The 7,419-nt window shown below is 61.9% G+C and carries 4 protein-coding genes; 2 read left to right on the forward strand and 2 right to left on the reverse strand.

The features are described 5' to 3' along the window. A partial coding sequence (ppk1, locus tag JNK99_RS05780; protein WP_291849959.1) for a polyphosphate kinase 1 occupies positions 1-1,851 on the reverse strand: 1,851 nt, incomplete at its 3' end. A gap of 985 nt (positions 1,852-2,836) precedes the next feature. On the opposite strand from ppk1, the gene secA reads away from it, so the two are divergent. Both secA and argJ read left to right on the forward strand, forming a co-directional pair. Further along, complete coding sequence (gene secA / locus JNK99_RS05785; protein ID WP_291849962.1) at positions 2,837-5,551, forward strand: preprotein translocase subunit SecA; 2,715 nt, start codon at positions 2,837-2,839, stop codon at positions 5,549-5,551. 113 nt (positions 5,552-5,664) lie between these two features. After that, the gene (gene argJ / locus JNK99_RS05790; RefSeq protein ID WP_291849965.1) at positions 5,665-6,903 is read left to right on the forward strand and encodes a bifunctional glutamate N-acetyltransferase/amino-acid acetyltransferase ArgJ; all 1,239 of its coding nucleotides are present in this window, start codon (positions 5,665-5,667) and stop codon (positions 6,901-6,903) included. Here argJ and JNK99_RS05795 read toward each other — a convergent pair. After that, positions 6,900-7,419 (reverse strand): class I SAM-dependent methyltransferase (locus JNK99_RS05795; RefSeq protein WP_291849969.1); only part of this gene is annotated, 520 nt, incomplete at its 5' end. The genes argJ and JNK99_RS05795 overlap by 4 nt on opposite strands.

Below are 7,419 nucleotides of genomic sequence, written 5' to 3' on the forward strand. Positions count from 1 at the left end.
CACGCGATGATGTTCGAGCTGTCGCCCGATGATCGAGCGTACGCTGATGTTCTCCGACAGGCCCTTGACGCCGGCGCGCAGACCGCAGACGCCACGCACGATCAGATCGATCTTGACCCCGGCCTGCGAAGCTTCGTAGAGAGTGGCGATGGTTTCCGGTTCGAGCAGCGAGTTCATCTTGGCGATGATGCGCGAACGCTTGCCGGCGCGGGCGGCTTCGGCTTCGGCGCAGATCGCCGCGACGACGTTCGGCTGCAGTGTGAACGGAGCCTGCCACAGGTGCGTCAGTGCCTGTGCGCGACCGAGGCCGGTGAGTTGCTTGAAGACTTCGTTGGTGTCTGCCCCGATCTCTTCATTGCAGGTCAGCAGACCAAAATCGGAGTACAGGCGGGCGGTCTTCGGATGGTAGTTGCCGGTCCCCAGGTGGACATAACGGCGCAGGATGCTGCTGCCCGCCTGCCCCTCTTCACGGCGGACGATCATCAGCATCTTGGCATGGGTCTTGTAGCCCACCACGCCATAGACGACGTGCGCACCGACCTCTTCGAGTTTGGTGGCCCAACCGATGTTTGCTTCCTCATCGAAGCGCGCCATCAGTTCGACGACCACGGTGACTTCCTTGCCGTTTTGCGCCGCGCGCAAGAGCGACTGCATCAGGACGGAGTCGGTACCGGTACGGTAGACCGTCATCTTGATGGCGACCACCTGGGGGTCACTGGCAGACTGTTCGAGCATCTCGATGACCGGATTGAAGCTCTGATAGGGGTGGTGCAACAGGATATCGCCGCCGCGGATGCTGTCGAAGACGCTGTGGCACTTCTGCAGTGCCTTCGGTGTGCCGGGTGTGAACGGGACGAACTTCAGATCGTTGCGCAGCACCCAGTCGGGGACCTGCATCAGGCGAACGAGGTTGACCGGACCAGTGACGCGATAGAGGTCGGTCTCGGTGAGATTGAACTGTCCGAGCAGGAACTGGGTCATTGCTTCCGAGCAGCTATTGGCCACTTCCAGCCGCACGGCGTCGCCGAAATGACGCTGCGGCAGTTCGCCCTGGATCTTGGCGCGCAGGTTCTTGACTTCTTCCTCATCGACAAACAGGTCGCTGTTGCGCGTCACACGGAACTGGTAACAGCCGAGCACCTTCATGCCGGCGAACAGCTCGTGCACGAATTCGTGCAGGATCGAGGACAGGAAGACGAAGGAATACTCGCTCTCGCCGAGTTCGCGCGGCAGGCGGATCACGCGCGGCAGAACCCGTGGCGCCTGGACGATGGCTGCACCGGAGCTGCGCCCGAAAGCATCACGGCCTTCCAGTTCAACGGCAAAATTGAGGCTCTTGTTGAGCACGCGCGGAAACGGGTGGGACGGGTCGAGACCGATCGGCGTGATCACCGGCATCACCTCACGGAAGAAAAACTCACGGATCCACTCGCGCTGCGCGTCGTTCCAGTCGGAGCGCTTGAGGAAGCGGATTCCCTCGGCGGCAAGTTGCGGCAGGATCTCTTCGTTGAGCAGCGCGTACTGCTCCTTGACCAGGGCATGGGTCTCCTCGCCGACCAGCCGATACACCTCGCGTGCCGTCTTCCCGTCAGTCGTGATCGCCACCGAATTCAGTTTGAGCTGTTCCTTGATGCCAGCTTCACGAATCTCGAAGAACTCGTCGAGATTGCTGCTCACGATGCACAGGAAGCGCAGACGCTCGAGCAGCGGTGTGCGCGGGTTCTTGGCCTGCCACAACACGCGCCGATTGAAAGCCAGCAGGCTCATCTCGCGATTCTGGAAGTATTCCGGCGGGTAGCCGGCGGGTGCTTGGTGGGGAGGGGCTTCGGTGGTCGTGGCTACAATGTTCATCGGTTCGTTCCGTCAGAAGAGATGGCTCGGGCAAGGGTGCGATTGCGAACGAGCATATTACAACCATCGTCTCCCTGCGGGTCTGTCGACCTGGCCTTTTTCTGGGTCGCATGACGCTTGTCGTTGGAGCACAATCGAAAGTGTTGGTCGAGGGAGTCCGAGCGACCTGGGCGTAGGCCTTCCAATCCCGCTGCCACCCGCCGTTGGCGCTGGTCACGCGAAGATTCCGCTGTCGGGTATCCATCGGGCGCCGACGAGTTTGAGCTGCCCTTTAATGACAAAGTCATTATCACTCGCGACTTCGCCGGAGCCGATGGGTAATCCGGCATGGATGACGGTCTGGTAGTTGAATTGACCGGGGCGGTTGACCAGGTGGCTGTGGCACGCACTGGAGCCTGTTTTGCGGGGACGGTCTCAGGTTCCCGAAACGGAGCAGGCACGGCCATGACGAACGGCAGTTGATCGCTTTTCAGCCGATCCTTCTGCCGCTCTATCATGGACTCGGCTCCCGGAGACGACCGCTCATCACATCGGATTTTCTCCCGAGCCGATCGGCAGGTGACGGGAAATCGCTGCCGGATGGTCGACTTGATTCTGGCGTTGGTTCAGATAACGATGGCCGTGCCGTACGGGGGCCTCGGCGTCAGGAACCGTGGCGGGTGCCAAGTGTGCCTTCAGGACGCGGATCACTCCGCGTCGCTCAGTTTCCGTCCACTCATCTTCTCCTCCCATCGCTCCACGGGTAGTGCTCAGACTAGCCCACTGCAGCTTGAATCGCACCCTCCGACGACACCAGAATTGCGTCACGCCACGCTTGAAGGTAGTATCCATGCCGCGCGCCGCATGATAGTGCACATCCCGTCATCCTGCCGGTTCGGTAACCCAGGCCGAACGGCACTTCAGCTTTCCTTCCCACCGCAGAGGGGAGCCGGCTCCTGACTCGGGTTCCCATATCAATCCCGCAACTTCCTCTACCGTTCCCAGAATGATTTCCGGCCTACTCAAGAAGATTTTCGGCAGCCGCAATGATCGGCTGATCAAACAATACACCCAGGTTGTCCGCAAGATCAACGCTCTGGAAGCGGAAATCAGCGCGTTGTCCGACGATGCGTTGCGCGGCAAGACCGCCGAATTGAAGACTCGTGTCGCCAATGGCGAAACGCTCGACGCATTGTTGCCGGAAGCTTTCGCAGTCGTCCGCGAGGCCGGCAAGCGAACGCTGGGCATGCGCCATTTTGACGTCCAGCTGATCGGCGGCATGGTATTGCACGACGGAAAGATCGCCGAAATGCGAACCGGCGAGGGCAAAACGCTGGTTGCAACGCTGGCCGCGTACCTCAATGCCCTGACCGGCAACGGGGTGCATGTCGTGACGGTCAACGACTATCTGGCCAGCCGGGATGCTGACTGGATGGGGCGGTTGCACCGTTTTCTCGGCCTGACGGTCGGGGTAAACCTGTCGCAAATGCCGCATGCCGAGAAACAGGCAGCCTACGCCGCTGACGTTACCTACGGCACGAACAACGAGTTCGGCTTCGACTACCTGCGCGACAACATGGTCTACTCGGCAAGTGAGCGGGTGCAGCGCAAGCTGAGTTTTGCGATCGTCGACGAAGTCGATTCGATCTTGATCGATGAAGCACGCACCCCCCTGATCATTTCGGGGCAGGCGGAGGACCATACCGACCTCTACATCCGGATGAACAAGGTCGCCCCGCTGCTCGCGCGCTGCGCCGAGGAGAACGGCCCGGGTGATTACTGGGTAGATGAAAAAGGCCATCAGATCCTGATGACCGAGGAGGGCCACGAGCATGCCGAACAGTTGCTCGCCAATGCCGGCATGTTGCCCGACGGCGGCAGCCTCTACGATGCCTCCAACATCCTGATGATTCACCATCTCTACGCGGCCCTGCGAGCCCACAATCTGTTCCTCAGGGATCAGCAATATGTAGTGCAGAACGGCGAAGTGATCATCGTCGACGAGTTCACCGGCCGCCTGATGTCCGGCCGCCGGTGGTCGGATGGCCTGCACCAGGCAGTCGAAGCCAAGGAAGGCGTCCGCATCCAGAACGAGAACCAGACCCTGGCCTCGATCACTTTTCAGAACTACTTCCGGATGTATGGCAAGCTGTCCGGGATGACCGGTACGGCAGATACCGAAGCCTACGAGTTTCAGCAGATCTATGGTCTGGAAACGGTGGTCATCCCGACCAACCAGCCGATGCGCCGAACCGACAACAACGACCAGGTCTTCCGTACCGCGAAGGAGAAGCACGGTGCAATCGTCGCCGACATTCGCAGCTGTCGCGAGCGGGGACAGCCGGTACTGGTCGGGACGACCTCGATCGAGAACTCCGAGCTGCTCTCGGCACTGCTCGATCACGAAAAACTGCCGCACCAGGTGCTCAACGCCAAACAGCATGCGCGCGAAGCCGAAATCGTCCGTGAGGCCGGCCGACCGGGAATGATCACCATCGCCACCAACATGGCCGGCCGCGGAACCGACATCGTGCTCGGCGGCAGTATCGAGAAGCAGATCGCGCAGGTGCGTGATGACGAAACGCTGACTCCTGCCGAGCGCGAGGCACGTATCACCGAAATCCGCACGCAATGGCAGAAGCTGCACGATCAGGTCGTGGTGGCGGGCGGCCTGCACATCATCGGTTCCGAACGACACGAGTCACGGCGCATCGACAACCAGTTGCGTGGCCGTTCGGGTCGCCAGGGCGATCCCGGGTCGTCACGCTTCTTCCTGGCCCTCGATGATTCCCTGTTGCGCATCTTTGCCGGCGATCGTCTGAAAGCGATCATGGAACGTCTCAAGATGCCCGACGGCGAACCGATCGAACATCCGCTGGTTTCGCGTTCGCTCGAATCGGCGCAACGCAAGGTCGAGGCACGCAACTTCGACATGCGCAAGCAATTGCTCGAGTACGATGACGTGGCCAACGACCAGAGAAAGGTCATTTACGCGCAACGCAACGAGCTGCTCGAGACAGAAGACATCTCGGAAACCATAAATGCGATGCGCGAGGGCGTATTGCACGACACTTTCCGGCTGCATGTGCCGGCGGACAGCGTCGAGGAACAATGGGATCTGCCCGGACTGGAACGGACACTCGCCGCAGATCTCCAACTGACACCGCCCGTCGTCGACTGGGCACGCGATGAACCCGAGCTACGTGACGAAGACCTCTTGCGACGGGTCATCGACGCAGCGGCTGCCGCCTACGCAGAAAAGGTCGAGCTGGTAGGCGCCGAGATGTTCCACCAGTTCGAGCGCAACGTCATGCTGCAGAGTCTCGACACTCATTGGCGCGAACACCTGGCTGCACTGGATCACCTGCGACAGGGTATCCACCTGCGCGGTTACGCACAGAAGAACCCGAAACAGGAATACAAGCGCGAAGCTTTCGAGCTGTTCCAGCGCATGCTCGACAGCGTGCGGGCGGACGTTACACGTCTGCTGGTGACCGTGCAGATTCGCGCCCAGGATGTCGAGGAGACGGCACCGCACGCCGAGGTGCAGAACGTCCGCTACCATCACGCCGATTATGACCAGGCACTCGGCCAGGCGGGAGAACACACCGAGGCCGAAGCCCAGAAACCCCTGCACGCCGCGCACAAGGTCGGCCGAAACGAACCCTGCCCCTGCGGCTCGGGCAAGAAATACAAGTACTGTCACGGCAAACTGTCCTAGTCACCCCCCCGGCTGCGCCAGAGGTTCGCCGTGCCCGCTGGGCGATCGGCTGCCAACCGCCACCGGTCGGACTGCTTGCGCATCGCCTTTTCGTCTTGGCTCGCGAGGTTGCAATGCCCGTCAATTACCGCACTCCGTGCGCTGCAGAACTGCTTCCGGTCAGAGGTGTTCGGCTCGGTGTTGCCGAGGCCGGGATTCGCAAGCCCGACCGTTACGACCTGACCATCCTGGCACTGACCGAGGGCACGCGAGTGGCTGGGGTATTTACCGCCAACCGTTTCTGCGCCGCCCCGGTGCAGGTCTGCCGCCGCCACCTCGAACTAGGCAGCGACATGCGAGCCCTGGTGATCAATACCGGGGTGGCCAACGCCGGCACCGGTGAACAGGGCTGGCAGGCAGCGGTAGAAACCTGTGCCGCCGTGGGCCGACTGCTGGCGGTCGACGACCGGCAGGTGCTGCCATTTTCCACCGGAGTGATTCTCGAACCGCTGCCGCTCGATCGTCTGCTCGCTGCTCTGCCGGCCTGCGTCAGTGGGCTCCAGGCCGACAACTGGCATGCCGCTGCACACGCCATCATGACCACCGACACAGTCGCCAAGGCGGCCTCGCGGCGGATCGAGATCGACGGCAGGATGGTGACCATCACCGGCATCAGCAAGGGCGCCGGCATGATCCGGCCAAACATGGCGACCATGCTGGCTTTCGTGGCCACCGACGCAGGCATCGCCACCCCTCTGCTGCAGGATCTGTTGCGCGAAACCGCCGATCAGTCATTCAATTGCATCACCGTCGATGGCGATACCTCGACCAATGACTCTTTCATCCTGATCGCCACCGGTCAGGCGGGTGTCGACTTTGCGGATCCGGCGGCACCGGGCTACCAGACGCTGCGCGAAACCGTGATCGCCGTCGCAACTGAACTCGCGCAGGCGATCGTGCGCGACGGAGAAGGCGCCAGCAAGTTCATCACGGTGGTCGTCGAAGGAGGCCACGACCGCGCGGAGTGCCGCTCTGTCGGCTACGCTGTGGCGCATTCACCGCTGGTAAAGACGGCGTTTTTCGCTTCCGATCCCAACCTCGGGCGAATTCTGGCCGCTATTGGCTATGCCGACGTAGACCGGATCGACGTCCAGCGGCTAACCGTGTGGCTGAACAGCGCCGGTTGCGAAATCCTGGTGGCCGAACGGGGTGGACGGGCTGCGTCCTACCGCGAAGAGGATGGTGCCGCCATCATGCGGCAAGCGGAGATCACCATCCGTATCGACCTGGGTCGTGGAGTCGCCAAGGCTGCCGTCTACACCTGCGACCTCTCCTACGACTACGTCAAGATCAACGCGGACTATCGCAGCTAGACACGCCGCAGGCGAATCAGCCGAAACCAGCCCGCCGCCATTGCCGGCAGATCGCTCTCGAGCACCAGCTGCGGCGTCTTCTGGAGCACCTCTTCGAAAACCACGTCGAGGCGCGTTGCGACCCGTCGAACGAGCGGATTGGCCAGCCGTCGGAGCGGAGCCCGCTGCCCTGCCTGGAGGAACTTGTCGAAGATCAGCACTGTTCCACCGGGTGCCAGCACGCGCACCGTTTCGCGCAGACAGGCAATCGGGTTGGGCAGCACGGCAAGGATCAGGTGCAGGATGGCGTGGTCAAAGCTGTGGTCGGCAAACGGCAGGTTCTGTGCATCGCCCTGAACACAGCAGAAATCGAGTTGCGCCGCGCGCCGGGTGGCGCGCCGCAGCATGGCGTGCGTCAGGTCGATCCCCGTGTAGCGATGCTGGCTGGGCAACAGTGGCAGGTCCAGACCGGTGCCGACGCCGCTGACGAGGACGTGTGCCGGACTGGCCGGCAGGTCCCCCACACTGCGCGCGCGC

Source organism: Accumulibacter sp. (assembly GCF_016789985.1).
GTDB lineage: Bacteria > Pseudomonadota > Gammaproteobacteria > Burkholderiales > Rhodocyclaceae > Accumulibacter.

Bases quoted from the DNA above. Each gene is read 5' to 3' on its own strand.
- secA (WP_291849962.1), top strand. From the start codon at position 2,837: ATGATTTCCGGCCTACTCAAGAAGATTTTCGGCAGCCGCAATGATCGG.
- argJ (WP_291849965.1), top strand. From the start codon at position 5,665: ATGCCCGTCAATTACCGCACTCCGTGCGCTGCAGAACTGCTTCCGGTC.